General features: G+C 68.4%; 24 protein-coding genes. 21 read left to right on the top strand and 3 right to left on the bottom strand.

The features are described 5' to 3' along the window. The first annotated feature begins 18 nt into the window (after positions 1-18). The 14 genes from ACFW16_RS24785 (at position 19) to ACFW16_RS24720 (ending at position 14,368) form a co-directional block, all read left to right on the top strand. Positions 19-1,146: a hypothetical protein gene (locus ACFW16_RS24785; protein ID WP_380310067.1), complete on the top strand. Its 1,128-nt coding sequence runs from the start codon at positions 19-21 to the stop codon at positions 1,144-1,146. Continuing rightward, positions 1,139-1,501, top strand: coding sequence for a DUF2190 domain-containing protein (locus tag ACFW16_RS24780; protein WP_380310065.1), 363 nt, complete (start codon positions 1,139-1,141; stop codon positions 1,499-1,501). Before ACFW16_RS24785 ends, ACFW16_RS24780 begins: the two co-directional genes overlap by 8 nt. A gap of 16 nt (positions 1,502-1,517) precedes the next feature. Continuing rightward, positions 1,518-2,456 carry a phage capsid protein gene (locus ACFW16_RS24775; protein ID WP_380310063.1) on the top strand — a complete coding sequence of 313 codons (939 nt, stop codon included), beginning with the start codon at positions 1,518-1,520 and terminating at the stop codon, positions 2,454-2,456. Next, positions 2,456-2,629, top strand: coding sequence for a hypothetical protein (locus tag ACFW16_RS24770; RefSeq protein ID WP_380310061.1), 174 nt, complete (start codon positions 2,456-2,458; stop codon positions 2,627-2,629). Before ACFW16_RS24775 ends, ACFW16_RS24770 begins: the two co-directional genes overlap by 1 nt. Continuing rightward, positions 2,626-3,054: a gp436 family protein gene (locus tag ACFW16_RS24765; RefSeq protein WP_380310059.1), complete on the top strand. Its 429-nt coding sequence runs from the start codon at positions 2,626-2,628 to the stop codon at positions 3,052-3,054. The genes ACFW16_RS24770 and ACFW16_RS24765 overlap by 4 nt, the downstream gene beginning before the upstream one ends. Continuing rightward, positions 3,054-3,422, top strand: a complete 369-nt coding sequence (locus ACFW16_RS24760) for a phage virion morphogenesis protein (RefSeq protein ID WP_380310057.1) — start codon at positions 3,054-3,056, stop codon at positions 3,420-3,422. Before ACFW16_RS24765 ends, ACFW16_RS24760 begins: the two co-directional genes overlap by 1 nt. Then, on the top strand, positions 3,392-5,314 hold the full coding sequence (locus ACFW16_RS24755) for a hypothetical protein (RefSeq protein WP_380310055.1): 1,923 nt from the start codon (positions 3,392-3,394) through the stop codon (positions 5,312-5,314). The genes ACFW16_RS24760 and ACFW16_RS24755 overlap by 31 nt, the downstream gene beginning before the upstream one ends. Further along, the gene (locus tag ACFW16_RS24750) at positions 5,311-5,799 is read left to right on the top strand and encodes a hypothetical protein (protein ID WP_380310053.1); all 489 of its coding nucleotides are present in this window, start codon (positions 5,311-5,313) and stop codon (positions 5,797-5,799) included. The genes ACFW16_RS24755 and ACFW16_RS24750 overlap by 4 nt, the downstream gene beginning before the upstream one ends. A gap of 6 nt (positions 5,800-5,805) precedes the next feature. Then, positions 5,806-7,998, top strand: coding sequence for a hypothetical protein (locus tag ACFW16_RS24745; RefSeq protein WP_380310051.1), 2,193 nt, complete (start codon positions 5,806-5,808; stop codon positions 7,996-7,998). Continuing rightward, positions 7,999-8,826 (top strand): hypothetical protein, encoded by an 828-nt coding sequence (locus ACFW16_RS24740; RefSeq protein WP_380310049.1) that lies wholly within the window; start codon positions 7,999-8,001, stop codon positions 8,824-8,826. A 4-nt stretch (positions 8,827-8,830) separates the two neighbouring features. Then, positions 8,831-9,370: a DUF1833 family protein gene (locus ACFW16_RS24735; protein ID WP_380310047.1), complete on the top strand. Its 540-nt coding sequence runs from the start codon at positions 8,831-8,833 to the stop codon at positions 9,368-9,370. Further along, entirely contained in the window at positions 9,367-9,774 is a 408-nt protein-coding gene (locus tag ACFW16_RS24730) for an NlpC/P60 family protein (RefSeq protein WP_380310046.1), read from the top strand. The genes ACFW16_RS24735 and ACFW16_RS24730 overlap by 4 nt, the downstream gene beginning before the upstream one ends. Beyond that, entirely contained in the window at positions 9,764-13,522 is a 3,759-nt protein-coding gene (locus ACFW16_RS24725; RefSeq protein WP_380310044.1) for a host specificity factor TipJ family phage tail protein, read from the top strand. Before ACFW16_RS24730 ends, ACFW16_RS24725 begins: the two co-directional genes overlap by 11 nt. A 159-nt stretch (positions 13,523-13,681) precedes the next feature. Then, positions 13,682-14,368 (top strand): hypothetical protein, encoded by a 687-nt coding sequence (locus ACFW16_RS24720; protein WP_380310042.1) that lies wholly within the window; start codon positions 13,682-13,684, stop codon positions 14,366-14,368. Between the two features lie 286 nt (positions 14,369-14,654). Here ACFW16_RS24720 and ACFW16_RS24715 read toward each other — a convergent pair whose 3' ends face one another. Continuing rightward, on the bottom strand, positions 14,655-15,191 hold the full coding sequence (locus tag ACFW16_RS24715; protein ID WP_380310040.1) for a hypothetical protein: 537 nt from the start codon (positions 15,189-15,191) through the stop codon (positions 14,655-14,657). A gap of 144 nt (positions 15,192-15,335) precedes the next feature. Here ACFW16_RS24715 and ACFW16_RS24710 point away from each other — a divergent pair, with 144 nt between their 5' ends. From ACFW16_RS24710 to ACFW16_RS24685, 6 genes are all read left to right on the top strand, one after another. Continuing rightward, the gene (locus ACFW16_RS24710; protein WP_380310038.1) at positions 15,336-16,115 is read left to right on the top strand and encodes a DNA-methyltransferase; all 780 of its coding nucleotides are present in this window, start codon (positions 15,336-15,338) and stop codon (positions 16,113-16,115) included. A gap of 175 nt (positions 16,116-16,290) precedes the next feature. Continuing rightward, positions 16,291-17,682 (top strand): nucleotidyl transferase AbiEii/AbiGii toxin family protein, encoded by a 1,392-nt coding sequence (locus tag ACFW16_RS24705; protein ID WP_380310036.1) that lies wholly within the window; start codon positions 16,291-16,293, stop codon positions 17,680-17,682. A 73-nt stretch (positions 17,683-17,755) separates the two neighbouring features. Next, the gene (locus ACFW16_RS24700; RefSeq protein ID WP_380310034.1) at positions 17,756-18,751 is read left to right on the top strand and encodes a PBSX family phage terminase large subunit; all 996 of its coding nucleotides are present in this window, start codon (positions 17,756-17,758) and stop codon (positions 18,749-18,751) included. A 293-nt stretch (positions 18,752-19,044) separates the two neighbouring features. After that, the gene (locus tag ACFW16_RS24695) at positions 19,045-20,250 is read left to right on the top strand and encodes an ABC transporter substrate-binding protein (RefSeq protein ID WP_380310032.1); all 1,206 of its coding nucleotides are present in this window, start codon (positions 19,045-19,047) and stop codon (positions 20,248-20,250) included. A 259-nt stretch (positions 20,251-20,509) separates the two neighbouring features. Further along, the gene (locus ACFW16_RS24690) at positions 20,510-21,151 is read left to right on the top strand and encodes a LysE family translocator (protein WP_380310030.1); all 642 of its coding nucleotides are present in this window, start codon (positions 20,510-20,512) and stop codon (positions 21,149-21,151) included. Positions 21,152-21,361: 210 nt separating this feature from the next. Next, entirely contained in the window at positions 21,362-22,225 is an 864-nt protein-coding gene (locus ACFW16_RS24685; protein ID WP_380310028.1) for a DMT family transporter, read from the top strand. A 164-nt stretch (positions 22,226-22,389) separates the two neighbouring features. On the opposite strand, the gene ACFW16_RS24680 is transcribed toward ACFW16_RS24685, so the two are convergent. Together ACFW16_RS24680 and xylB are read right to left on the bottom strand one after the other, a co-directional pair. Continuing rightward, a complete protein-coding gene (locus ACFW16_RS24680) occupies positions 22,390-22,578 on the bottom strand; it encodes a hypothetical protein (protein WP_380310026.1) in 189 nt (62 codons plus the stop codon). Then, complete coding sequence (gene xylB, locus ACFW16_RS24675; RefSeq protein ID WP_380310025.1) at positions 22,575-24,044, bottom strand: xylulokinase; 1,470 nt, start codon at positions 24,042-24,044, stop codon at positions 22,575-22,577. Before xylB ends, ACFW16_RS24680 begins: the two co-directional genes overlap by 4 nt. A gap of 76 nt (positions 24,045-24,120) precedes the next feature. Here xylB and ACFW16_RS24670 point away from each other — a divergent pair, with 76 nt between their 5' ends. Next, the gene (locus tag ACFW16_RS24670) at positions 24,121-25,095 is read left to right on the top strand and encodes a zinc-binding alcohol dehydrogenase (protein ID WP_380310023.1); all 975 of its coding nucleotides are present in this window, start codon (positions 24,121-24,123) and stop codon (positions 25,093-25,095) included. The last annotated feature ends 120 nt before the right edge of the window (positions 25,096-25,215 follow it).

Here is a 25,215-nt window from a genome sequence, read left to right as displayed (position 1 = left end):
GCACCGATCGAGGTTCCTGTGCCCAACGCCCCGCTCGACCCCTTCGACGCCTTCCGCGCCGGCACTCGCACGGATGCCAGCGGCGCCCGCGTCACGATCACGGCGGAGGATCTCGCGGCTTCCGCCGCCGCCTACAACCCGACTATCCGGCCGGCGCCGCTGGTCATCGGCCATCCCAAGATCGAGGATCCGGCCTGGGGCTGGGTCGGCAGGGTCGAAGCCGACGGCAACACACTGCGGGTGGTGCCCGAGCGGGTCGAGGCCGCCTTCGCCCAGATCGTCAATGACGGCCGCTACCAGAACGTCTCGGCTTGCTTCTATCGCCCGGAGGCGAAGGGCAACCCCGTGCCCGGCGTCTGGTACCTCAAGCACGTCGGCTTCCTCGGCGCCCATCCGCCGGCGGTCGAGGGGCTGCAGCCGGTGCGGTTCGCGGCCGAGGACGAGGGCGGGACCGTCGAATTTGCGTGGGCGGAGCGGACTGTCGCCAGCATCCTCCGCCGCATCCGGGATTGGCTGATTGGCAAGGAAGGGCTGGAAACGGCCGACCAGGTGATCCCGACCTGGGACTTGGACTTTCTCGCGGAGGAGGCGGCCAAGTCCGACGACCCAGCGGCCAGCCGGGTCGCCTACGCGGCGCCGGCCGCCGCCACCACCGACACCACCACCATCACGGAGACACCGATGTCCGATGCGGACAAGGCGGAGCTGGAACGGCTGCGCCAGGAGAACGAGGCCAAGGACCGGCAGCTCGCCGCTTTCGCCGCGCAGGAGACCGAGCGGCGCAAAGCAGCCGACGCGGCATTCATCGACAGCCTGGTCGCCCAGAATCGGGTTCCGGCCGGCCACAAGGCCGAGGTCGCCGCCTTCCTGGCGCATCTGGACGACGGCGAGACGGTGGCCTTCGCCGCCGGCGACGAGAAGGAGACGCCGGCTGGCTACTTCCGCCGGTTCCTCTCCCGCCTGGCGCCCACCGTCGCGTTCGGCGAGGTCGCCGAATCCGCCGGCCGGCCGGCCGAGGAGAACGCCCAGCAGATCGCCGATCGGGCGGCCAAGTACCAGGCCGAGCGGGCGCAGCTGGGCCACACCGTCAGCTTTGCGGCGGCGGTCGACCACGTCACCACCAACGGGGAGGCCCGCCGTGCGTAACCATGGCCTGATCAAGACCTTCTTCGCCGCCGCGGCCTTCGCTGGCTATCGCATCGTCAAGTTCGGCGCCGACGACGACACGGTCGCCCTGGCGACCGCAGCGGCCGACAAGTCGATCGGCGTGGTCGACATGCTCGGCGCCAGCGCCGCCGGCCTGTCCTGCGACGTCGTCCTGACCGGTGTTGCGGAGGTCGAGTATGGCGGCCCCGTGACCCGCGGCGACGATCTCACCGCCGACGCCCAGGGCCGGGCGGTGATCGCCGCCGCCGGCAACCGCGTCATCGGTAAGGCGATGGCGACCGGCGTCCTCGGCGACATCGGCTCCGTCCTCATCGATCGCGGCGTCGCCGCCTAACCCCAAGAGAGGTCCCATGGCCATTCAGGCGCCGTTTCCCATCGATCCGAAGCTCACCGCCGTGGCGGTGGGCTACCGCAACCAGGCGTACATCGCCGACCAGGTGCTGCCGCGCGCGACCGTGCCGTCGCGGCTGTTCAAGTGGTGGGAATACCCGGTCGACGAGTCCTTCTCGACCACCGACACCAAGGTCGGCCGTACCGGCCGCACCAATGAGATCGAGTTCCGCGCGGAGGAGCGCGACGGCTCGGTCGATGACTATGGCCTGGAGGACCCGATCCCCCAGGAAGACATCGATATCGGCGCCACCGTGGGCTACGACCCGCGGACCCATGCGACCGAGCGGCTGGCGGACTACATCGCCCTCGGGCGGGAGGTCCGCGCGGCCAGGCTCCTGTTCAACCCGGCTGTCTATCCGGTCGGCAACAAGATCCAGCTCGCCACCGCGGCCGATCGCTGGGACGATCCGACGAGCGATCCGGTCGATGACATCCTCACCGGTCTCGACGCCTGCCTGGTGCGGCCGAACATCGGCGTCTTGGGCCAGAAGGTGTGGTCCAAGCTGCGGCGGCACCCGAAGATCGCGAAGGCGATCAATGCCAATTCCGGCGACGAGGCGGTGGCCACGCGCCGGGCGGTGGCCGACCTGCTGGAGCTGGAAGACATCATCGTCGGCCAGTCGCGGCTGAACACGGCACGCAAGGGGCAGCCGGCCGCGCTGTCGCAGGTCTGGGGCAATCATGCCTCGTTCATCCACCGCAACCGGAACTTCTCGTTCCGGGCTCCCGACCTGACCTTCGCGGCCACCGCACAGTGGGGCGACAAGGTCGCGGGTTCGCGCCCCGATGCGGATATCGGCCTCCGCGGCGGCGAGCGCGTCCGGACGGGCGAGAGCGTCCGCGAGCTGGTGATCGCCGGATATGCCGGCTACCTGATCCAGGACGCGGTCAGCTGATGGCCGAGGTCACCCCTACGCGCCACGTTGCCCTGGTCGCGATCAAGTATCGCGGCCGGCGCTTCGAGATCGGCGATCTGCTGCCCGAGCTGTTGGACGAGGACGCTGCCCTTCTGGGCGAGCGCATCGGGCCGGCGTCTGCCAACGCCAATCGCAAGGTCAAGGCGAAGTGACCTACGCGACCCAGGCCGGGCTCGAGACGCGGTACGGGACCAAGCTGCTGGTGCAGCTGACCGACCGCGGCCAGCCGGCCACCGGCCAGATCGATGCGGCGGCGGTCGAGGATGCCCTGGCCGATGCCGACGCGACGATCGACGGCTACCTGGCCGCGCGCTACCGGCTGCCGATCGCCTCGGTGCCCAAGCTGCTGACCCACACGGCCGAGTCCGTGGCGATCTACAAGCTCCACCGCAAGGCGCCGGACGAGAAGATCACGGCCGACTACCGGGACGCGATCAAGACCCTGCAGGACATCGCGGCCGGCCGGCAACGGCTCGACCTCGACGGGATCGAGCCCGAGCGCGGCCCGGCGTCGGCCAGCGTCTCGTCCAGCTCGCCGCCCGTCTTCACGCCGGCGAACCTGCGGGGCTTCGTCTGATGGTCGGTGTCTCGACGCGGGTCGACAGCGCCATCGTCCAGGCGGCGCTCGGGCGCGTGTCCGAGCGCATGGCGAACGCCCGCGGCCTCTACGACAACATCGGCGCCGCGATGGTGGTCTCGACCCAGATGCGGTTCGAGCGCGAGCAGGCGCCGGACGGCAGCCCCTGGCCGAAGCCGCTGCGCGTCTTGATCGAGGGGGGCAACATCCTGCGCCTGTCGGGGCGGCTGTACGGGAGCATCACCCATGTAGGAAAGCCGTCAAGGACGGCAACACTGAGCTGGCCGCCGCCATCAAGGCGCAGATCGAGGCCCAGGCCAAGATCGCTTGGGGCGCGATGCAGGCCAAGGCGGCGCTCAATGACGTGATCAGCCGGGCGCTGGACGCCATGATCTCGCTGACCCAGGCCGGATCGCAGGCGGGCGGCATTCTCGGCTGGGTCGCCGGCATGGCAAACGGCGTTCTGACCCGCGCGCGCCAGGCGCAGGGCGAGCCGGAGACAGTGCCGAGCTGGGACGAGTATTGGAAGGGCGTCCAGGGCCAGTGGTCGACCTGGAACCGAGGCCAAGGCGGCGCCGGTTCGTCGCGGTCCAAGGAGTCCGAGTTCGACAAGGAGTCGAAGCGGCTCAAGGACCAGGTCCGCGACATGCAGCTGCAGTCGGAGACCCTCGGCCTGTCGTCCGAAGCTGCTGCCCGGCTGACCGCGCAGCGCCGGCTGCTGACCGCGGCCGAGCAGGACGGCCGGAAGGTCACGGCCCAGCTGACCGCGGAGATCGACAAGCAGGCAGACTCCTACGCCAAGGCGTCCGAGGCTCAGCGCCAGGCGCAGATCGCCCAGCGCCAGCGGGAGAGCCTGGCGGGGAACACGGTCGCGCTCGTCGGCTCGACGGCGCGACCGGCGGAGGCCCGGCACCGTGAGCTGGCCGATCTCTCGCGCATGGCACAGCTCATCCAGGGCGGCGATCCGACCATGCTCGATAAGCTCGCCGAGTCCGGATACTCGGTGGCGGACTCGCTCGAAGCCATCCGGCGCCGCACGCTGGAGCTGCAGAACCCCGGCCTGTCCGGCTTCTTGGACGGATTCAAGACCAGCTTCCGCGACCTGGCGACCACCATCGTCAAGGGCGGCGCCGAGGCCGGCAACGCGCTCCAGTCGTTCCTGGACAGCCTGTACAGCCTGGCGCTGGACAAGTTCGCGTTCGAGCCGCTCGGCGAGGCGGCCGACGCGATGTTCGACGACATCGCGCGAAGCGCCGGGCTGGGCAGGTCGCCCGGCCCGACGCAGCCGGCCAACGACAACCGCGGCGGCGGCATCGGCGGGCTGCTGGGCGGCCTGGCCAGCAGCCTGTTCGGAGGTGCGGCCAACGACAACGCGGCAGCGGCTGCGATCTCGGTCGGCACCGCGACCATCACCGTGGGGTCCGGTCTGCCGGGCGTCGGCGGCGGCGCCGGCGGCGACCTGCTGGGCAGCATCGCCGAGGCGGCGACCGACACCAAGGCGGCGGCCGACCAGTTCAACCAGAACTTCGGCTCCGGGCTCAACTCGGTAACCGAAGGGGTCGAGCAGCAGGGCGGCGGGTTCCTGTCCGGCCTGGGCGGCGCATTCGGCAGCATCGTCAACGGGATCGGCAGCTTCCTGGGCGATATCGGCGGCGGCATCGGCGATTTCCTGGGTTCGATCGGCACCTCGCTCGGCTTCGCCAAGGGCGCGGCGTTCGTGCGCGGATCCGTGCAGCCTTTCGCCGCCGGCACGGTGGTGACCGGCCCGACCTATTTCCCGGTGGCGGGCGGTCGCACCGGCCTGATGGGGGAGGCCGGCCCCGAGGCGATCATGCCGCTGATCACCGGCGCCCGCGGCCTGGCGGTGCGCGCTGCCAATCACAATGGGCAGATCGTGCCGCTGCACCTGACCCGCCTGTCCGATGGCACGCTCGGCGTCGCGCTGCCGCCGGCCCAGCCCTTCGCCCAGGGCGGGGTGTTCGGCGGCTATGTCCCGGCGCCGCCGGCGTCGATCGGCGGCACGGCCGGCGCCGGCGGCAGCGCGCCAGGTATGAACGTCAAGGTCCAGGTCATCCAGGGTGACGGCACCCGCGCCACGGTCCAGCAGGACCGCGGGCCGGATGGCGAGGAGATCATCCGCATCGTCTCCCGGCGAGTCCGCCAGGAGATCGTGGACGGCATGTATCGCGGCGACAGCGACGAGGTCACCGCCATGTCGTCGCGCTTCGGCCTGAACCGGGCGATGGGGAACCGGTCATGACCGCGACCTGGCCGGCCGGGCTCACCTATCAGCCGTCGCGGGACGATCTCGATTTCGACCCGCACGAGCCGCTCCTCCGCACCGACATGGAGGCCGGCCCGGCGCGGACGCGGATGCGGTTCAGCCGGTCGCCGGCGACGTTCCGGCAGACCTGGCTGTGGGATCTGGACGAGTTCGAGCTGTTCAAGGGCTGGTATCAGCACGTGCTGGGCAATGGGCAGCTGTCGTTCACGGTGCCGCTATTCACCGGCTCTCGGTACGAGCCGACCCTGGTCAAGTTCGTCGGGCCGTACCGCCCGAAGCTGCGCGGCTCCATGACCTGGGCCGTCTCGGCGACCCTCTCCGTGCGCCAGCTCGCGACCATCAATGCCGATGCCGTCTGGTTCCTCGGCACCTATGGCCCTGAGGACGCGGCCAGGCTGATGGCCAGCCTCGACGAGCTGGTCAACGTGACCCTCCCCACCTCGCTTCCGGCAAACGAGTAAGCCCCTATGGCCCTTGAAGACGATATCGCCAAGTTCCAGCGCGACGCGCAGCGCGCCAGCCTGATCGTCAACGGCGACGCCTCGACCGTCGTGGAGACGGACGGCGGCCAGGTCGACTCCATGGCCCGCGCGGTGTCGAAGATCCGGCTCGTCGGCAAGCGCCGCGTCGACACTCTGGCCCAGCTGCAGCAGATCGTCGAAGACGACATCCATTGGCTAGCGGAGGTCGAGCGGGACACGCGGGCGAACAACGGCGTCTACGAGAAGACGGCGCCCGCCGGATCGCCGGGCTGGACCAAGATCGGCGACACCGCCATCGGCGAGGTCCGCGCGGATCTCGCACCGATCGCCGATACCGTGCGGCCGGACACGGCGGGCGAGGTCGACGGGCAGCCGATCGCCGGCGCCGTCGTGGGCGATGATGACCGGCCGGCGGTGGCCTGGGACACCCAACTGAACACCATCGTCTACGCCGTGCTCAAGCTGTTCGGATCGGGAGCGAGCTTCGAGCCTGGGGTGGACCCCAACATTCTGCTCGGCATCGCCAGCGAGGACGATCGCTACTTTCTCAAGTTCTCTGGGGACGGCAAGGATGATTTCCTGGCCGGCCTCGGCTCCGGCGCCGGCACCGGGCTGCCCGACGTGCTGCACATCATCGGCCATGGTCAGTCGGAGCAGGAAGGTGCCGAGGCGATCCCGCCGGTCACCACCGCCGAGACCGGCCACGATGCCATGCGGTTCGCCCGTGGCGCACGGACCTGGCTGGAGGCCAACTTCCCGGCCGCGCCGGCCTCCCGGCCGGACAGCGATTTCCAGCTTGTCCCGCTCACCGAGGTGGTGAACGGAGCCCTGGGCGAGACGCCGCTTGCCGGCGCTGCGGCGATGTTCAAGGAGATGCTGCTGGGCGCCTATGGCCCCGCCAAGCGTTCGGCGCCGCCGATGATCGTGGTGACCTTCGCCGGCCAGGGCGGTCGCATGTTGCGTGAGTTGGACAAGCGCCATGCGCGCGACCCCCAGGCGAAGTTCTACGACACGATGATCGATGACGTCCGGCGCCTGAAAGCCTGGGCCGACAAGAACCAGAAGTCCTATGCCGTCGCCGGCGTCTTCTGGATGCAGGGGCCGGCGAACAACCTGTACCAGATCGAGCCGGGCGGCCCGGTGCTCGACAAGGAGGAGTTCCGCGAGACCTATTGCCAGGACTTGATGGACTATGCCGACGACGCCAACGCGGATATTCGGGCGATCACCGGGCAGGCCGGCCGCGTCCCGCTGATCACCTATCAGACCGAGGGCGAGGCATCCGGAGAGGCCCAGCGTCGCGCCGCGGAGCGGCACCCGCACATCTACATGATCGGGCCGCACTACCATGTGGCCTCGGCCATCAACAGCCGTTACGGCGCCCCGGAGACGCACGGTGGGCGAATCCACCTGGCGGCGGACGGTGCGCGCTGGTTCGGCCTTCAGGCCGGCAAGGTGCTCGGCCGCATCTGGGCTGAGCGGGAGAACTGGCAGCCGCTCCACCCGGTCGAGGTCCGGCGCCGCACCGATCCGAAGAAAGTCATGGTGCGCTTGGCCGGCGGTCGGCTGCCGCGCGGCGGTCGGCTGGTGATCGACACCACGATTCTGCCGGCCCAGGGCTCGGCGCTGGGGTTCGAGATCCGCACGGGCGGCCCGGCCGTCGTCGGTGTCGCCGTCGTCGCCCCCGACACGCTGGAGCTGGCTCTCGCCGGCGACGGGTTGGACGCGGAGGCGACCTACACGCTGCGCCACGGGCAACAGAGCTACGCCTTCACGGCATCGCTGCCCCTTGCCGCCATCCAGGACGGCCCGGCTCTGCCGAACGGGCAGGCGTCGAAGGATCTGGTTCTGGCCGGCCCGGTCGCGGCCGAGTTCGCGACCATCGCCAGCGAGGGCGCGTTCTATGTCGCCAACGCGGGCAACGCCCGCTTTGTCGTGCGCCAAGTGATCGAGACGGGCGGGCAGACGATCCTGCGCGGCGAGGCACGGGAGTTGACCGGGACGGCCTTCGCCGCGGGCGACCCGATCTCCGCCTACCGGCCTTTCAGCTTCGGCAACATCCGCGACGACGACAGCGCCACATCGCCGCTCGTCTTCGCCGACACCTCCTATAACGGCCGATCCGGCCCGTACCCGCTCTGGAACTGGCTCATCGCCTTCGAGATGGAGATCCGCTGAATGGCCCTGCTCATCCGGCTCAAGGGCAATGCGCCGCGTCCCGACCTGCCGATCGTCGGTGTCCGCGGCTTCCCGATCACCGACTTGGTCGGCCTCTACTGCTTCGACCAGAACGACACGGTCGGCTCGATCAAGAATTGGGCGCCGGGCGGCGCGCCCACAGCTGCCCAGACGGCCGGCGCGGCGGGTGACAGCGCAGCGCTAATGGCCAACGGCGGCATCAGGCTGCAGGCGACGGCCCATGTGCCTGGCCCGACGATCGACATGACGCAGCCGTGGTCTGCCTTCTGGCACGGCAGGATTGAGTCGCCGCTCGTTCCTGGCGGCCCGTCCCCCTGGACCAGCGGCTTCATCACCACCACGGTCACGACGACGCGCGGCATCGTGGTGTTCCAGACCGTCGGCAGCATCTATCCGGACGCCAGCACGCTCCTGGCCTTCGCGATGCGGGTCTCGGCCAACGGCGTGCAGCTGCCGGCGGTGGGCACGCCGGGGACGGCCGGCCTGACCTACGGGGCCATCGGAACGCTCTGCCTGCGCTTTGCGCCCGACAGCGCCTCGACTGGCACGGCCGAGGTCTTGTTTGTCCGAGGCGGCGCCATCGTGGTGCGGGCCTCCGCCCAAGTCGACATCGCCGCGATGACCAAGGACGGCGCGGGCAACGTCGTCTCGACGATGAAGCCCGTCCTCGGATCGCAGTCGCCGATCTACCCGCGAGGCAGCCTCGCGGTAGAGACCTGGGGAGTTTACAAGCGCAAGCTGTCGGACCAGGGCCTGGCGACGGTCGACGCTGCTGGCGCCGTCATCCGCCAGGCTCGGAGCCGCTGACCCGATGACGGCTCCGACCATCAGCCAGGCGCTGGCCGAAGCCTACGCCTACGCGGCGCCGAATACTCTGGTGCTGCACACGCTGGAGATGCGGCACCCGGCCTTCGTCACCGAAAGCGGCGCGCCCGATGCCGTGCGGGTGGTGCTCGATCACGACGATCACGTCCTGACCCTCGAAGCCGACGCGCCGCTGCACGGCGGCCTCCAGGTGGCGTTCAAGGGCTTCGCCTTCACCGTAGGGCTGCCCGAGCAGGCGGCCGGCCGCCTCCCCGAAATGGAGATCTCGGTGGACAACGTCACCCGAGAGATCGCCGACCGCCTCGGCCAGGCCATCGCCGTGCGGGCGCCGATCGAGCTGACCTATCGGGAGTACCTGGCCGCCGACACCTCGCAGCCTCACCGGGTCATGAGCGGTTTCACGCTGCGCGAGGCCATCGCCACGATCTACCGCGTGACCGGCCGGGCCGGCTTCCTCGACTTCGTCAACCGCACCTTTCCGGGTCTCCGCTACACCCGCGAAGGCTTCCCGCTGTTGGCCCGATGACGCCCGCGGACCTCGTCAACAGCCTGATCGGCTTGCCCTGGGCGCTCGGCGGCCAGGGGCCGGACGCCTTCGATTGCTGGGGCCTCTGCCGCTACGTCCAGCGGGAGCTGTTCGGCCGCGAGCTGCCGATCGTGCGCGTCGGCACCGACGATGCGCTGACCATCGCCCGCACCATCCGGCGCCACCACGCCCGTTCCGCTTGGTCGCCGATCCCGGCCGCGGTCCACGGCGCGATCGTGGAGATGAGCCATGCCTCGACGCCGCACCATGTCGGGGTCTGGCTCCAGCTCGATGAAGGCGGCGTCCTGCATGCGGCCCGCTCCGGCGGGGTGCTGTTCGACACCCCGGCCAAGCTGACCGCCGGCGGTTGGCGTTGCCTCACCTGGTACGACCATGCCGCTTGACGGGATCGAGCCGGCCATCTGCCGGACCACGCCGCTCGGGCCGATCGCGCATTTCGAGCTGGCGGAGCCGGTGACGATCGCCGGATGGCTGGAGCGCCACCCGATCGACCAGCGCATCCCCGTCGTCTGCATCCGCAACGACGTGCCGGTCCTGCGCGCGGACTGGTCGACCACGGTCATCGATCCGACCGATCGCGTCGCCTTCATCGAGCTGCCGGGCGATGGCGGCGGCGGTTCGGCCGGCATCTTCCGCATCGTGGCGATGCTCGCGCTCGCGGTCGCGGCGCCCTACCTGGCGCCGGTCATCGCCGGCGTGGGCGCCACCGCGGCAACGCTGTCGCTGGTGACCGCCGGCATCACCCTGGTCGGCGGCGTCCTGATCAACATGATCCTGCCGCCGGCGACGCCGAAGTCGCCGGGCGGCGCCGGCGGGCTGCCCGCGGCCTCGCCGACCTACAGCCTGCAGGCGCAAGGCAACCAGGCACGGCTCGACCAGCCGATCCCTGAGCTGTTCGGCCGCCATATCCTCGTCCCCGACTTCGCGGCGCCGCCCTGGGCGGATTTCCAGGACAACGAGCAGTTCCTGTACCAGCTGTTCAGCCTGGGCGTCGGCCGCTACCAGCACCACGAGGTGCTGATCGCCAACACCTCGCTCTGGCGGGAAGCCGGCGGCCTGACCGGCAACTTCGTCGGGGTCGAGCTGCAGTTCATCCCGCCGGGCGGCAAGGTGAAATGGCCGTTCAATGTCGTGACCTCGGCGGAGGTGACGGGGCAGAGCCTGCGCCATCTGCGCAGCGAGGGGCACGTCGACATCCATGCGGCCGACCGGTCCATCCGCTTCCGCGAGGGCGACGGCCCCTTCGACCAGGACAAGTCGCAGGGCGCTGAGGGCTTCATCGTCGGCGACAAGGTGATCGTTGCCGGCTCCGCCCACAACAACGGCACGTTCACCATCGTCTCGATCTCGCCGGACGATAAGACCGTCATCGTCGCCGAGCCGGTCGCCGACGAGACCGACGCCGAGATCGAGATCGTCCTTGAAGGCTGGGTCGGTCCCTTCGCGGCGTCGGGGCCGGGCCAGATCTGCAACCGGCTCGCCTTCGACATCGTCTTCCCGCAGGGGCTCTTCGAGGCCGACGAGAAGGACGGCGACATCGGCGAGCAGTCGGTCACCTTCGAGTGCCAGGCCCGGCAGATCGACGACCTCGGCAATCCGGTCGGCGGCTGGGTGACACTCGGCGAGCCCTTCGTGGAGCGAGCCACCGTCGACCCGCAGCGCCTCACGATTCCATTCGACGTCGCCGATGGGCGGTACCAGGCCCGCATGCGGCGGACGAGCAAGAACTCCAACGACACCAATGTCCGCGACAGCTCGGTCTGGGGCGGGCTCCGGGCCTACATCGTCGGAGAGCAGACCTATCCCGATACCTCGCTGCTCGCCGTCAAGATCAAGGCCACCGACCAGCTTTCGGAACAGTCGTCGCGCCAGTTCAGGGTCATCCAGACCCGCATGCTGCCGATCTGGACCGGCGCCAGCTGGACCGAGGAACAGCCGACACGCTCGATCGCCTGGGCAGCGACCTACATGCTCCGCAACGGCCGCTCAGGCGCGGGCGTGCTGGATGGCCGGATCGACCTCCCAGCCTTCCTGGCACTGGACCAGGTATGGGCACAGCGCGGTGACACCTTCGACGGCGTGTTCGACACCGAGCGCTCTTTCGAGGACGCCTTGACCGCGCTGCTCCGCGTCGGCCGCGCGCAGCACGTGAACCTAGGCGGCATCGTCACCGTCGCCCGCGACCGGCCGCAGAGCATCGCCAAGGCCGTCTTCACGCCCCGGTCCATCGTCCGCGGCACGCTTGAGGTCACCTACAAGCTCTGGGACCCGGAGTCGCCCGACGACGTGATCGTCGAGTATGTCGACGAGCAGGTCTGGACCGACCAGGAGGTCCGGTGTGCGCTGCCGGGCAGCGCCTCGGTCAAGCCGGCGCGCATGTCGCTGTTCGGCTGCGCCAAGCGGCCCCAGGCGTTCCGCGAGGGCATCTACCAGGCTGCGGTCAACGCGCGGCGGCGCATCTTCGCCAAGTTCCAGGCGGAGATGGAGGGCCGGCTCCTGCAGCGCGGCGACCTGGTCATCCTCAACCACGACATGCCGCAATGGGGTTACGGCGGCGATGTCATGGGCTTCGCGCCGGCAACGCTCACGCTCGACCTGGACGAGGCGATCGGCTGGGTCGAAGGCGCGCAGCACTGGATGGCGCTGCGCCGGCCGAACGGCGGCGAGTGGGGGCCGGTGAAGATCACGCGCGGCGAATTCGACGACCAGGCCATCGTCGATCGGGCCGACCACGACCTGGTCGCCGCCCAGCAAGGCGCCTCGCTGGCTGACATCATCCGCCTCGATCCGGATGCGGTGACGACCCAATGGGTCGCCGGGCCGGGCAAGGAGTTCATTAAGCGGTTCCTGCTGATCTCGGCCCGCCCCATCGACCTCACCCATGCCGAGCTGCAGCTGCAGATCGAGGACGAGTATGTCCATGTCGCCGAGCAGGGTCTCCCGGTCCCGCCAATGCCGCCGATCCTGCCGCTACCGCCGGACGCGCCGGAGATGCGGGACCTGCGCATCGCGCAGGACCCGAACAGCCTGGACCCCATCCTGTTCCTGTCCTGGGCCGTCGCGCCGGGCGCGGTGAGCTACATCATCCAGACGTCGCGGGACACCATCGCCTGGTCGACCGTCTATGCCGGCCAGGCGAACCGCGTCACGGTGCGGCCGGAGCCGGGAATGCTCTACATCCGCGGTGCCGCGGTCGGAATGTTCCGCGGACCCTGGACGCCGCCGATCGGCGGCGTCTACGGACAGCCGCAGATCCTGCCGGCGGTGGTCTCCGGCCTCGCCCTCGAAACCCGGTATGCCGCCGGTTCCGCCCGCCTGCGCTTCAATCCGGCTCCGCGGGCCGCGTCCTACCAGGTCTCGCTCTATGTCGAGGACGCTACGCCCGGCATCTTCGACAAGCTGGCGTTAGCGCTCTCCACTCCGCTGCCGCCGCTAACGATCTCGGCCGGCGACGTGCAGCCGGTCGGCGGCCCGTGGCGGCGGTTCGAGATCCAGGTGGTCGGAGTCAACGAGGCCGGCCAGTCTCCCACGCCGGCCGTGCTGCGCGTCCTCGATCCAGCGCCCGAGCCGCCGGCCGACATCACCGTCACGCCCCAGCTTACCGGGCGGATGAAGGTGAGCTGGGCCGCTGTGACCGAGCCGGACTTCAAGTCCTATGCCGTCTATCGCGGGCCGGCCGCCGACTTCACGCCCCTCTCGTCCAACCTGGTGTATGAGGGCACAGCGACCGAGATCGAGGTGGACGCCCCGCCCGCCGGGCAGACGCAGTATGTGCGGATCGAGCCCAGAGACCTGTTCCCCGGCGACTACCTGGTTTCCGCTGGCATCCCGCTGACCGTGGTCCAGCAGCCGCCGGCGGCGCCGGAGAACGCCGAGCTGACCAACGCCTACACCTCGCCGGATCTCGTGTTCCAATGGGAGCCCTCGACCGGAGCGACCGAGTACCAGATCGCCGTCCGGCCGAACGGCCAGGCCGCGGCGGTGCGTACCTACCGCGCGCTCTACAACGGCTGGACCTACACGGCCGACCTGATCGCAGCCGATGGCGGCCCGTGGCCGGCGCTGGAGTTGGATATCAGGGCCAAGAATGGCGCCGGCCTGTCGCCGGCGACCACGCTGGCGCTGCCGTAGGGCGCCGAGCGGAGGCTGATTCGGCCTCGCGGATCTTGAACAGGTGAAATCCAACCGGAGGCGCGGCGGAGCTGCACCGCGCCTCCATATCTTGCCCTGTGTCGAATGATGAATGACATTTAGCCTCCGCCGTCGAAGCGGACATTGGGAGAGGCATTTATGCGGAAACTGGATAGTTTACCCCTGGCGGTTCTCGCCGATTTGCTTGCCGATTTTATGGCGCGGGACCTGACCGCAGATGACCTACGGGCCGGCTACGAGGGTTTGTCGCTTACCGATTTGAAGGCCAATCGCCTTGCTTCCGGCGCGACGAACGTCGACTACGATCTCGCCCTTAAGGAGTTGGAGGAGAGCGCGCTGATCGGCACCGGCCCGATGGCAGCGTATGAGAATGACCCCAACTCTGGGGTCATGATCCTCGGCATATATAGCAAGCGGGAGTTCGCGTATCTGACGGAACTAGGCTACCGCACTGCGAACCAGAGCAAGGCGACGGCAAAGCCAGCTCAACGGTCTGAGGCGCGACCCAGCGTTCACATCTCCGGCGGAACGTTTCACCAATCTCCGATCGGGATAGGTGGCCACGTTACCCAAGCGGTTAGCGTCAATATCGAGAACCAGACGGAGGTGATCGAATACCTTCTACAGTTGCTCTCCAGCAGCGGCGCGAAGATTGATGCAGTATCGCGGGCAGAGGTGAAGCAACTGGTCGAAGTGACCACTAATGGTGACCTAGCCAGCGCAAAGCCCATCTTTCAACGGCTTTTTGCCGAGGCAACCGATGGCATAAAGCAGGTCGCGTGGGGAGTTGTGTCGTCGCTTGCGGCCAAGTTCCTGGGTATCTAGACCGCTGTGCTTTGAGTGGCGCGGCATCACCTCGGCACCATAAATAGCTGAATGCGTGATGCCGCTCCGGTTCCACAACGCCGGCATCTCAAGATCAACTCCAACTTGAACAGCCGGGCCTCCTTGCCGAACGCCTCGATCACCTTGCGCCGGTCCAACTGGCGGCGTGCCTTACACCGGCCGCAGCTCGCCACGATGGCGGTGCCCGATGATACGTCGGACAACCGCATCCCGAGATCCCAATTATCGACGATGCGTTCGCGGGCCAAGGCACCCCGGCGGCCTCCTAGACCTCGGCGAAGCCCTCGGGCAGCCGGCCGAACTGCGCCAGGATGACCGGCTCGTCATAGTCTCCAGCGTCAGGATCGGCTGTCTGCTGGACGGCGACGGCGCCGGTCGCCCGGCCGGCCTCGACCATCAGCTCAGCGGCCCGCAGCGCCTGGGCCTTCGCCTTGAAGCCGGCGTCGGGCAGGCGCTGCCATCCCAGCTTCTTGCCGCGCTTGGCCCGCATCTCGCCCCATTTGGCGGCGGCGACGATGTACAGGGTGTTCCGGCCGCTGCGCGGCTCGTCCACGAACTCCGTGGCCTTGGCCGCCGGAGGCGCCGAGGGTGTGAGGATCGGGACCTGGGGCACGGCGGGCGCGGCGACCTTGGCCGGCTCGGCAGCGGGCGTGGGCTCCGGTTCCGCCTCAGGCTCCGCAGATTTCGCCAGGAACGACGCCTCCGCCGCCCGCACGGCGGCCTCCAGCTCATCGTTCCGGGCTGCCGGATCAAGCGGCAGCGCCAGGGTCATCCGGGGCTTGGTCTTCTTCGTCCTTTTCATCGAACACCTCCGTCCGGTGCGACGGGGGCTGGGCGCGCCAACGCCCAAGCCGCGAGAGGGGCACTCGCTCGTTTCCGACCCGTCGATCGCCGCGCGACGACGTGAACAAAGGTAGAACAAACTTTGCGAGAGTCGAGTCGAATCTTGAAGGCGCCGTCCATCATCCACCGGGCCAAAGTCCGGCGGATCGGCCACGCTGTCCTGTATTGCGGAGAGTCGCTGGGCATCATTCCGGACCTCGATCAGGTTGATGCCCTAGTCGCTGACCCGCCGTATAGCTCGGGCGGGGTCCATGCCGCGGATCGCATGGGCAAGCCCTCCCAGAAGTACGTCAACACCGCACAGCGGCACCTCTATCGGGACTTCTCCGGCGACAATCGGGACCAGCGCAGTTATCTCGCCTGGTCGGCTCTCTGGATGGCCGCCGCATTGAAGATCGCACGGCCGGGTGCCTTATGTCTGGTGTTCAGCGACTGGCGCCAACTGCCCGTCACCACTGATGCCATTCAGGCCGGCGGATGGCTGTGGCGCGGGCTGTGCATCTGGGACAAGACCGAGGCGGCCCGGCCGCAGCGAGGACGCTACCGCAACCAGGCAGAGTACATCGCCTGGGGGTCCAATGGCTCGCTACCAGTAAATGGGCCGTGTCTGCCTGGGGTGTTCCGGCATCGGGTCCTTCCCGAGGACAAGCACCACCTGACCGGGAAACCAACCCGGCTGATGAGCGATCTGCTCCCGCTGTGCGGCCAGACGGTGCTCGATCCCTTCATGGGCTCGGGCACGACCGGCGTCGCCTGCGTTCTGCTGGGCCGGCGGTTCTTCGGCATCGAGCAAGATGAGGGGTATTTCGAGGTGGCGTGCCGCCGGATCGAGGAGGCGTATCGAGCATCCGATCGCCATCCTCCCGTCGCCAACGACCACTGACGAGTGCAGCGGGGCAGCCATCAATTGGCGGTTGCCCCGCTTCTTTCGGTCGCCGGATTAGCAATGCCCAGTCGGCCGTCACTCCCACCGTGGCACTGCAAGATATCCGGCTGCCCTGGGCGACAGGAGCAATTTTAGGTAAGATGTTGGATCCTGGCTTAGTGGAATATTCACCATGATTGACAAGAGAGAGATTGAGGCGCAGTCCAAAATAATTGGCGTACATCATGCTAATGTAGAGCGCGACTACGTCTTCGGGTGGTTGCTCAAAGCTGTTTACGAGAATGCATATCTATCTGAAATGCTGATATTTAAGGGTGGAAATTGCATGCGGAAAGCATTCTATCAGAATACACGATTTTCGAGTGATCTTGATTTTTCTGTTCTGTCGGATATTGATGTTGGTCGAATGCAGGCCGAGATAAATCAAGCCTGTGCTGCGGCCCATCAGCAGTGCGGCGTCTTATTTGATACTGACAAAAATACATTGCGGGCAGAAACGGCGCTCGACGCTGAGCGACAATCCTATAAAGGTAGAATTTATTTTAGAGATTTCTATGGCAATTCCGATAGCCTGCTTATCAGCATTCGGATCGATCTGACAGAATTTGACAGGTTGTACCTTCCGATCGTCACACGCCCACTCATTCATCCGTACTCAGACGAGGCGGCGTGTCAGGCGCAGTTGCGATGTGTAGCTCTTGAAGAATTGCTGGCAAACAAACTGAAGTGTCTAATTCAACGTCGGCATTCTTTTGATTTATATGATTTTGTCTATGCGACTTTTTTTGATGAATCGATAAATATTAATCGCAGTCTGGTATTGTCGACGTTTCTTAGGAAGACGATTTTTGAACGGAGCCCCGGTGCCGCAAAGGAAATCCTGCTTGGACTTCCGATGCCCTTCTTTCGCGCCGCTTGGCAAAAATATGTTGCTCCGATCGTCGGTCGTTTTGACTTCGATCGTGCCGAAGTGGGCTTTAGAAGCTCAATCGAGGCCATTTTTCAAGACATCGTCTCGTCCAGATGGCAGGCCGCACCGTTTTTCCCGTCCAGTTATAGAAACGTGATCATGGAAGCGGGGGCGGAAAGGCGATTGTTGTCGCTAACCTATGACGATGGACGGCCGCGCCTCGTCGAGCCCTATGCGCTTGCCTATAAGCGGAAGAAGGATGGAGAGGCTGCCGAATATTTCTACGTTTGGGATCGAACCGGCGGCCGCTCTAGCGATCCTGGTGTAAAAACATTCTTCCATCATAAAATACGGAGGCTGGAGCTAGAAGACGAGGTTTTCGAACCACGTTTTCCGATTGAGCTAACGAAAGCCGGCGAGAAAGCGTCGAAAGATTATTTTGGCAAGGACTTTGGATCGGGTCGAGCCGGCGCCGTGGCACGGCCTCGGCCTATCTCCCGAAAGTGGGTATCCAGATCTTCGATGACCCACAAGGTCGAATGCCCGTATTGCCTAAAGCGGTTCGTCCGCAAGACACGGTCGACGGTGTTGCGTCCGCACAAGGACCCGAATGGGTACCCCTGCTCTGGGAGGAGAGGCTACTACGTCACATAGCAGCCAGGGTTTGCATCTCTCATCGTCGCGGATCTCTGTCGCACTCCGGCGCTCGCAGTCAGTCCAGAAGCGGGTGCCCCGTCATCTAAAAGCGCGCGCCCCGCTATACCAGGCCGACCGGATCCTCGGGCCGGGTGAGGGGCGGATCATCTTCCAGGGCATGCAGAACCACACGGCGGAGAGCATCAAGTCGCTGGAGGGCTACGACATCGCCTGGGTCGAGGAGGCGCAGTCGCTGTCGAAGCGCAGCCTGGAGCTGCTGCGCCCGACCATCCGCAAGCCGGAGTCGGAGCTGTGGTTCTCCTGGAACCCGACCCGGCCGGACGACCCGGTCGACCAGCTGTTCCGCGCCGGGGCGAAGCCGCCCCGGACCACGCTGATCGAGGCCAACTGGATGGCGAACCCGCATTTCCCGAAGGTGCTGAAGGCGGAGATGGAATGGGACCGCGAGCGCGACCCGGACAAGTACCAGCATGTCTGGCTGGGCGGCTATCAGCGCAGCAGCGAGGCGCGGGTGTTCCGCAACTGGCGGGTCGAGCCGTTCGAGACGCCGGCCAAGGCCCGCTTCCTGTTCGGTGCCGACTGGGGCTTCGCCCGCGACCCGACCGTGCTGGTGCGCTGCTTCCTGGTGGGCCGGACGCTGCATGTCGACCACGAGGCCTATCGGGTCGGCTGCGAGATCGACCGCACGCCGGCGCTGTTCGACACGGTGCCGGCGGCGCGCGACTGGCCGATCGTGGCCGACGGCGCCCGGCCGGAGACGATCAGCTACATGCAGCGCTACGGCTTCCCGCGGCTGCGGGCGGCGGCGAAGGGCGCCGGGTCGGTCAAGGAAGGCGTCGAGTTCCTGAAGAGCTGCGACATCCTGGTGCATCCGCGCTGCCGGCACCTGATCGACGAGCTGGCGCTGTACAGCTGGCGCACCGACCCGCGCACCGGCGATGTCCTGCCCGAGCTGGAGGACCGCGAGAACCACGCCATCGACGCCCTGCGCTATGCCCTGGAAGGCCAGAGGAGCGGCAGCACCTATGACGCCAGCCTGAGCTGGGTGGGGACGGGGAGGTGGTGAGGGGGCCCGATCGCCGCTCCTGTCCGCTGTGGACTTTCATCCTCCCCCTCCCGCAAGGGGAGGGGGGACTAAAGAAGAGCAGTCGCGGCTATTGTGAAAAGGTCTCGCAAGCGGGAGAGGCAATCTGTTCGTATACCCACCGCCGGTGTCTCAAGCAGATGTGTGAATGCTGTAGCCCGCAAGGGGAGGGGGAGGATGAAAGGATGGGCCGGCTCGAACCCGGGCTTGCTTGTCGATCCGACGGACTTCCTGTCATCATCCCGGCAACGAAAACATACTATCGGGGGGAGACGATGAAGCTTCACGTCCTGGCGCTGGGCCTGATCGCGGCCGGCCTTCTGTCCTCCGGCGAGACCCGAGCCCAGACCGCCGTCAAGGTCGGGGTGATGAACGACCGCTCCGGCGTCTATGCCGACATCACCGGCGAGGGCTCGGTGGTGGCGGCGCGGATGGCGGCGGAGGATTTCGCCGCGGTCGACAGGACGGTGACGGTCGAGATCGTCTCCGCCGACCACCAGAACAAGCCCGACATCGGGTCGAACATCGCCCGGCAATGGTATGATCAGGACGGCGTCGACGCCATCCTCGACGTCCCGACCTCCTCGGTCGCGCTCGCGGTCAACCAGATCACCCGCGACAAGAACAAGGTCTTCCTCAATTCCGGCGCCGGCACCTCGGACCTGACCGGGGCGCAATGCTCGCCCAACACCGTGCACTGGACCTACGACACCTGGGCCCTGGCCCACGGCACCGCCAGCGCGCTGGTGGGGCAGGGCGACGACACCTGGTTCTTCATCACCGCCGACTATGCCTTCGGCCATGCGCTGGAGCGTGACGCCGGCGCGCTGGTCAAGGCCCAGGGCGGCACGGTCGTCGGCTCGGTCCGGCACCCGTTCCCGGGGCAGGACTTCGCCTCCTTCCTGCTGCAGGCCCAGGCCTCCGGCGCCAAGGTGGTGGCTTTCGCCAATGCCGGCGGCGACACCATCAACGCGATCAAGCAGGCGGCGGAGTTCGGCCTGCAGGCCGGCGGGCAGAAGCTGGCCGGGCTGCTGACCACGATCCGCGACGTCAAGACGCTGGGGCTGCCGGCGGCGCAGGGGCTGCTGTTCACCGAAGGCTTCTACTGGGACATGAACGACGGCACCCGCGCCTTCTCCAAGCGCTTCGCCGAGCAGATGGGCGGCAACCCGCCCAGCATGATCCAGGCCGGCGTCTATGCCGCGCTGACCCACTATCTGAAGGCGGTGGCGGCGACCAAGGGCAAGGACCCCGCCGCGGTGATGGCCTGGATGAAGGCCAACCCCAGCGACGACCTGCTGTTCGGCCAGGGCCGGATCCGTGCCGACGGCCGCCACATCCACCCGATGTACCTGTTCCAGGTCAAGGCGCCGGGCGAGGCCAAGGGCGACTGGGACCTGTACACCCTGCGCGCCACCATCCCGGCCGACCAGGCCTTCCGGCCCGAGGCCGAGGGTGGCTGCCCGCTGGTGAAGAGTTAGTGGATGGCGCCGTCGCGATCGCTCGCAGCCGCTTTTGACTGTCATGCCCGGGCTTGACCCGGGCATCCAGGAAATGCCGATGCCGTTCCGGGTGGCCCCTGGATTGCCGGGTCAAGCCCGGCAATGACAATGAATAAGAAAGCAACACGGCCAGGGGCTCTCTATCGGAGGTAAATCTTGCCCTCCGAGCAATGTTTCGATTGCCCGGCGGCGAGGCCGGCCGCGATGCTCGGCTTCGCTTCAGCCGAGGACCGCGTCGATGATCGTCAGCCCCACCGGCCTGGCCGGCCTCGCCCTGATCGCGCTCGGCATGGTCTGCACCCCCGGGCCGAACATGATCTACCTGCTGTCGCGCTCGATCCTGCAGGGCCGGCTGGCCGGCGCGATCTCGCTCGGCGGCGTGGTGCTCGGCTTCCTCTGCTACATGCTGGCGACCGCGCTCGGCCTCACCGCCCTGATGCTCACCGTGCCGCTGGCCTATGAGGCGGTGAAGCTGGCCGGGGCCGCCTATCTGCTGTGGATGGCCTGGACCTCGGTGCGCCCCGGCGCCGGCTCGGCGCTGCAGCCGCGGCGCGACCTCGAGGCCGACCGCCCGGCCAAGCTGTTCGCCATGGGCTTCCTAACCAGCCTGCTGAACCCGAAGATCGCGATCTTCTACGTCTCGCTGCTGCCGCAGTTCATCGACCCGGAGCGCGGCCGGGTGCTGGCGCAGAGCCTGGTGCTGGGCGCCACACAGGTGGCGATCAGCTTCACCGTCAACCTGCTGATCGTGCTGGCCGCCGGCGGCATCGCGTCCTGGTTCGCGGCGCGGCCGACCTGGCTGCAGGTGCAGCGCTGGGTGATGGGCAGCCTGCTCGCCGGCTTCGCCGTGCGGCTGGCCTTCGACAAGCGCCCGGTCTGAGAGACCGCTTGTAAATGCTACTGGCGCGGCCGCCTGACGGCGAACTCGAAGCTTCCGGTGCTCACGGACCCAAACGTCCGCTGCGCGCCGGTTCTCGAAACCACCGCCATTCGACTCACGCCAGCACATTTCCAAACGGTCTCTGACACCGCCGCGACTCTCCATCCTCGCTATACTGCGGCCCCAACCCGACAGCCGGATGCAGACAGCATGGCGACCGATTCCAACAGCACACCGGGCACCACCGCGGGCATCGCCGTCGCCGCGCTGATGGCGGTCGGCTCGATGACCTCGATCCAGCTCGGCGCCGCCCTGGCGGCGCCGACGCTGGAGAGCTTCGGCCCGCTGGGCACGACCTGGCTGCGGCTGGCCTGGGCGGCGCTGCTGCTGGCCATGGTCACCCGGCCGAAGATCCTGTCCTACAGCCGGGCGCAGTGGCGCGGGGCGATCCTGCTGGGCGCGGCGATGGCCGGCATGACGCTGTGCTACTTCCAGGCCGTGATCCGCATCCCGCTGGGCCTGGCCACGGCGATCGAGTTCCTCGGGCCGCTCGGCGTCGCCGCCTTCGGCATGCGCCGCGCCTGGCACGCGCTCTGGCCGGTCCTCGCCCTGGTCGGCGTGGTGCTGCTGGTGCATGACGGGTCGGACTGGACGGTCGACCCGGCCGGTGCCGGCTTCGCCCTCGGCGCCGGCCTCGGCTGGGCGGTCTACATCCTGCTGATGAAGCGGGTCGGCCAGGCCTTCGCGGGGCTGCAGGGGCTGACCATGTCCCTGGCCGTCGCCGCGCTGGTCGCCACCCCCTGGGGGCTGGCGGAGAATGGCGGGCATATCCCGCTGCCGGTGCTGGGCATCACCATCGGCCTCGCCATCCTGGTGCCGCTCTTGCCCTACGCGCTGGAGATGATGGCGCTGCGGCGGATGCCGACGCGGGCCTTCGGCATCCTGATGAGCGCGGAGCCGGCGCTGGGCACGCTGATCGGCTTCGTCGTGCTCGGCCAGGCGCTCAGCCCGGCCCAGCTCGCCGGTATCGCCCTGGTGGTGATCGCCAGCCTCGGTGCGGTGGCGGGAGAGTAGAGACCATTTGTAAATGCTACTGGCGCGGCCGTCTGACGGCGGTTTCTGCGCTTCCGGTGCTCACGCACCAATGTGCGCTGCGCTCCGGTTCTCGAAACCACCGCCATCCGACTCACGCCAGCGCATTTCCAAACGGTCTCTCAGACCGGAACAGGACAGCGAAGCTATTTGGGAGCCATCTGCTTGCCGATCTCGCTCAGCGTCGCGGCCCGCCGTTCGGCGAATTCAGCTTCGATGTCCTCTCCTGAAAGGACATGCCCAGCGCGGGCGTCGGCAATGCCTTCGGCGACCTTCTGGCGGAACCACGAGTCGTATTGAGCCGGGGTCACGCCGTCGCTCGCTGATCTCTTCATGGCTTCACCCCCGCCCAGGCCGGCTTCAGCATCGGGTACAGGGCGCGGAAGCGCTCGTACTTCTGGGCATAGCGCTCGGCCAGCGCCGCGTCCGGCTCGACCACATGCGCGGTCTGCGGCCGGGTGCAGACGGCTTCGGGCGCCTCGCCGGTGGCGGCCAGGCGGCCCAGGCGCGCGGCGCCGAAGGCGGGGCCCAGCTCGCCGCCCGCCGGGTAGTGCAGCGGCCGGTTCAGCGCCGCCGCCAGGATCCGGCCCCAGAAGGGGGACCGGGCGCCGCCGCCGATCACCGAGACCTCGCCGATCTCGGTGCCGGCCGCGGTCAGCGCCGCCTGGCCGTCGGCGAAGGCAAAGGCCACGCCCTCCAAGAGGGCGCGGACCAGCTGCGGCCGCCCGGTGGCATGGGTCAGGCCGAGGAACACGCCGGTCGCCGTCGGGTCGTTGTGCGGCGTGCGCTCGCCGGAGAGATAGGGCAGGAACAGCAGGTCGCCGATGTCCGGATCGGCGGCCTCGGCCTCGGCCAGCAGCTCCGGCTCGGTGCCGCCCAGGAGGCGGGCCAGCCAGGACAGGGCCGAGGCGGCGCTCAGGATCACCGACATGCGGTGCCAGGTGCCCGGCAGGCAGTGGCAGAAGGCGTGCACCGCCTGGGCCGGGTTGGGCGCGAAGCCGGCATCGGCGACGAACAGCACGCCCGAGGTGCCGAGCGACAGGAAGGCGTCGCCCGGGCGGATCACCCCGACCCCGGCGGCGCCGGCGGCGTTGTCGCCCGCCCCGCCCGCCACCACCGCATCGGCCGGCACGCCCCAGGCGGCGGCGACCTCGGCCCGCAGCGTGCCGGTCGCCTGGCTGCCCTCGAACAGCTCGGGCATCGCCGAAAGGGGCAGGCCGGTGGCGGCCAGCATCGCCTCGGACCAGCGCCGGGCGCCGACGTCGAGCCACAGCGTGCCGGCGGCGTCCGACATCTCCGAGGCCGCCGTTCCGGTCATGCGCAGGCGCAGATAGTCCTTCGGCAGCAGCACCCGGCGGGTGCGGGCGAAGGCGTCGGGCTCATGCGCCGCCACCCACAGCAGCTTCGGCGCGGTGAAGCCGGGCATGGCCAGGTTGCCGGTGATGGCGCGGGAGCGCGGCTCGCGCCGCTCCAGCTCGGCGCATTCGGCGCCGGCGCGGCCATCGTTCCACAGGATCGCCGGGCGAATCGGCCGGTCGGCCTGGTCCAGCAGCGTGGCGCCGTGCATCTGGCCGGACAGGCCGATGCCGCGAACGCCGGACAGGGCCTGGGCGTGCCGGGCCTTGAGCGCGACCACGGCCTGGTCGGTGGCGTGCCACCATTCCTCCGGGTCCTGCTCGCTCCACAGCGGATGCGGGCGGGAGACGGAGAGCGGCACCGCCTCCTGGTCGACCACGCGCTGGTCGCCGTCGACCAGCACCACCTTGACCCCCGAGGTCCCGAGATCGATGCCGAGAAACATGCCCATCCTCCCGATTACGGGCCCCAGGCTACGGAACCCACTGGCCGGAGACAATGCGCCGGCTTATCCATGATCCATGGAAGCGCGCGCCCTCTGGATCCTCAAGCCGGGCCAGGCCCGGATCGGCACCGAGACCCTGCCCGAGCCGGGCCCCGGCGAGGTGCGGGTCCGCGCCCGCTTCGGCGCCCTCAGCCGCGGCACCGAGGCGCTGGTGTTCCAGGGCAAGGTGCCGGCCAGCCAGCACCAGGCGATGCGGGCGCCGTTCCAGGCCGGCGTGTTCCCGGGGCCGGTGAAATACGGCTACAGCAATGTCGGCACGGTCGAGGCCGGGCCGGAGGCGCTGCTGGGCCGCGACGTGTTCTGCCTGTTCCCGCACCAGACCGCCTATGTCGTGCCGGCGGCGGCGGTGACGCCGCTGCCCGAGGGCCTGCCGCCCGAGCGGGCGGTGCTGGCCGCCAACATGGAGACGGCGCTGAACGTCGTCTGGGATTCGGCGGCGCGTCCGGGCGACCGCATCGCCGTGGTCGGCGCCGGCGCGGTCGGCTGCCTGGTCGCCCGGCTGGCCGGGCGGATCCCGGGCTGCACGGTGACGCTGGTCGACACCGATCCCGGCCGGGCGGCGGTCGCCGCGGCGCTCGGGGTCGGCTTCGCCCTGCCGCCGGACGCGCCGGGCGACCAGGACCTGGTGATCCACGCCAGCGGCCATCCGAAGGGCGCGGCCACCGCGCTCGGCCTCGCCGGGGTCGAGGCCATTGTGGTCGAAGCCAGCTGGTACGGCGGCACGCCGGTGCTGCTGCCGCTGGGCGAGGCCTTCCACTCCCGGCGCCTGACCCTGCGCTCGTCCCAGGTCGGGATGGTGGCGGCGGCGCAGCGGCCGCGCTGGGACCATGCAAGGCGCATGGGGACGGCGCTGGAGCTGCTGCTCGACCCGGCGCTGGACGTGCTGTTCAGCGGCGACTGCGCGTTCGACGACCTGCCCGAGGTGCTGGCCCGGCTGGCGGCCGACCCCGCCGGCGCGCTGTGCCAGCGCATCCGCTACCCGGAGGATTAACCTGCCTTTCTCACTCCCCTTGCGTCCTGCGCCGGTTCAAAATGCCGACGGGGCAGGAGAGCGGCGCAGCGCGATGCTTCTGCATCGGGCAAGCCGTTCGACGCACCCTGTCGGCATTTT

Source organism: Inquilinus sp. NPDC058860 (assembly GCF_042743185.1).
In the GTDB taxonomy this organism is placed as follows: Bacteria; Pseudomonadota; Alphaproteobacteria; order DSM-16000; family Inquilinaceae; genus Inquilinus.
The sequence above is the reverse complement of the archived record's forward strand: the minus strand, read 5'-3'. Positions and strand labels throughout refer to the sequence as shown.

Excerpts from the sequence above, each read along its gene's own strand:
- ACFW16_RS24690 (WP_380310030.1), top strand. The coding sequence starts at position 20,510 with ATGATCGTCAGCCCCACCGGCCTGGCCGGCCTCGCCCTGATCGCGCTC.
- ACFW16_RS24755 (WP_380310055.1), top strand. The coding sequence starts at position 3,392 with ATGCAGGCCAAGGCGGCGCTCAATGACGTGATCAGCCGGGCGCTGGAC.
- xylB (WP_380310025.1), bottom strand. The coding sequence starts at position 24,044 with ATGTTTCTCGGCATCGATCTCGGGACCTCGGGGGTCAAGGTGGTGCTG.
- ACFW16_RS24720 (WP_380310042.1), top strand. The coding sequence starts at position 13,682 with ATGCGGAAACTGGATAGTTTACCCCTGGCGGTTCTCGCCGATTTGCTT.
- ACFW16_RS24770 (WP_380310061.1), top strand. The coding sequence starts at position 2,456 with ATGGCCGAGGTCACCCCTACGCGCCACGTTGCCCTGGTCGCGATCAAG.
- ACFW16_RS24750 (WP_380310053.1), top strand. The coding sequence starts at position 5,311 with ATGACCGCGACCTGGCCGGCCGGGCTCACCTATCAGCCGTCGCGGGAC.
- ACFW16_RS24695 (WP_380310032.1), top strand. The coding sequence starts at position 19,045 with ATGAAGCTTCACGTCCTGGCGCTGGGCCTGATCGCGGCCGGCCTTCTG.
- ACFW16_RS24745 (WP_380310051.1), top strand. The coding sequence starts at position 5,806 with ATGGCCCTTGAAGACGATATCGCCAAGTTCCAGCGCGACGCGCAGCGC.
- ACFW16_RS24725 (WP_380310044.1), top strand. The coding sequence starts at position 9,764 with ATGCCGCTTGACGGGATCGAGCCGGCCATCTGCCGGACCACGCCGCTC.
- ACFW16_RS24760 (WP_380310057.1), top strand. The coding sequence starts at position 3,054 with ATGGTCGGTGTCTCGACGCGGGTCGACAGCGCCATCGTCCAGGCGGCG.
- ACFW16_RS24740 (WP_380310049.1), top strand. The coding sequence starts at position 7,999 with ATGGCCCTGCTCATCCGGCTCAAGGGCAATGCGCCGCGTCCCGACCTG.
- ACFW16_RS24680 (WP_380310026.1), bottom strand. The coding sequence starts at position 22,578 with ATGAAGAGATCAGCGAGCGACGGCGTGACCCCGGCTCAATACGACTCG.
- ACFW16_RS24775 (WP_380310063.1), top strand. The coding sequence starts at position 1,518 with ATGGCCATTCAGGCGCCGTTTCCCATCGATCCGAAGCTCACCGCCGTG.
- ACFW16_RS24730 (WP_380310046.1), top strand. The coding sequence starts at position 9,367 with ATGACGCCCGCGGACCTCGTCAACAGCCTGATCGGCTTGCCCTGGGCG.
- ACFW16_RS24735 (WP_380310047.1), top strand. The coding sequence starts at position 8,831 with ATGACGGCTCCGACCATCAGCCAGGCGCTGGCCGAAGCCTACGCCTAC.
- ACFW16_RS24685 (WP_380310028.1), top strand. The coding sequence starts at position 21,362 with ATGGCGACCGATTCCAACAGCACACCGGGCACCACCGCGGGCATCGCC.
- ACFW16_RS24715 (WP_380310040.1), bottom strand. The coding sequence starts at position 15,191 with ATGAAAAGGACGAAGAAGACCAAGCCCCGGATGACCCTGGCGCTGCCG.
- ACFW16_RS24670 (WP_380310023.1), top strand. The coding sequence starts at position 24,121 with ATGGAAGCGCGCGCCCTCTGGATCCTCAAGCCGGGCCAGGCCCGGATC.
- ACFW16_RS24705 (WP_380310036.1), top strand. The coding sequence starts at position 16,291 with ATGATTGACAAGAGAGAGATTGAGGCGCAGTCCAAAATAATTGGCGTA.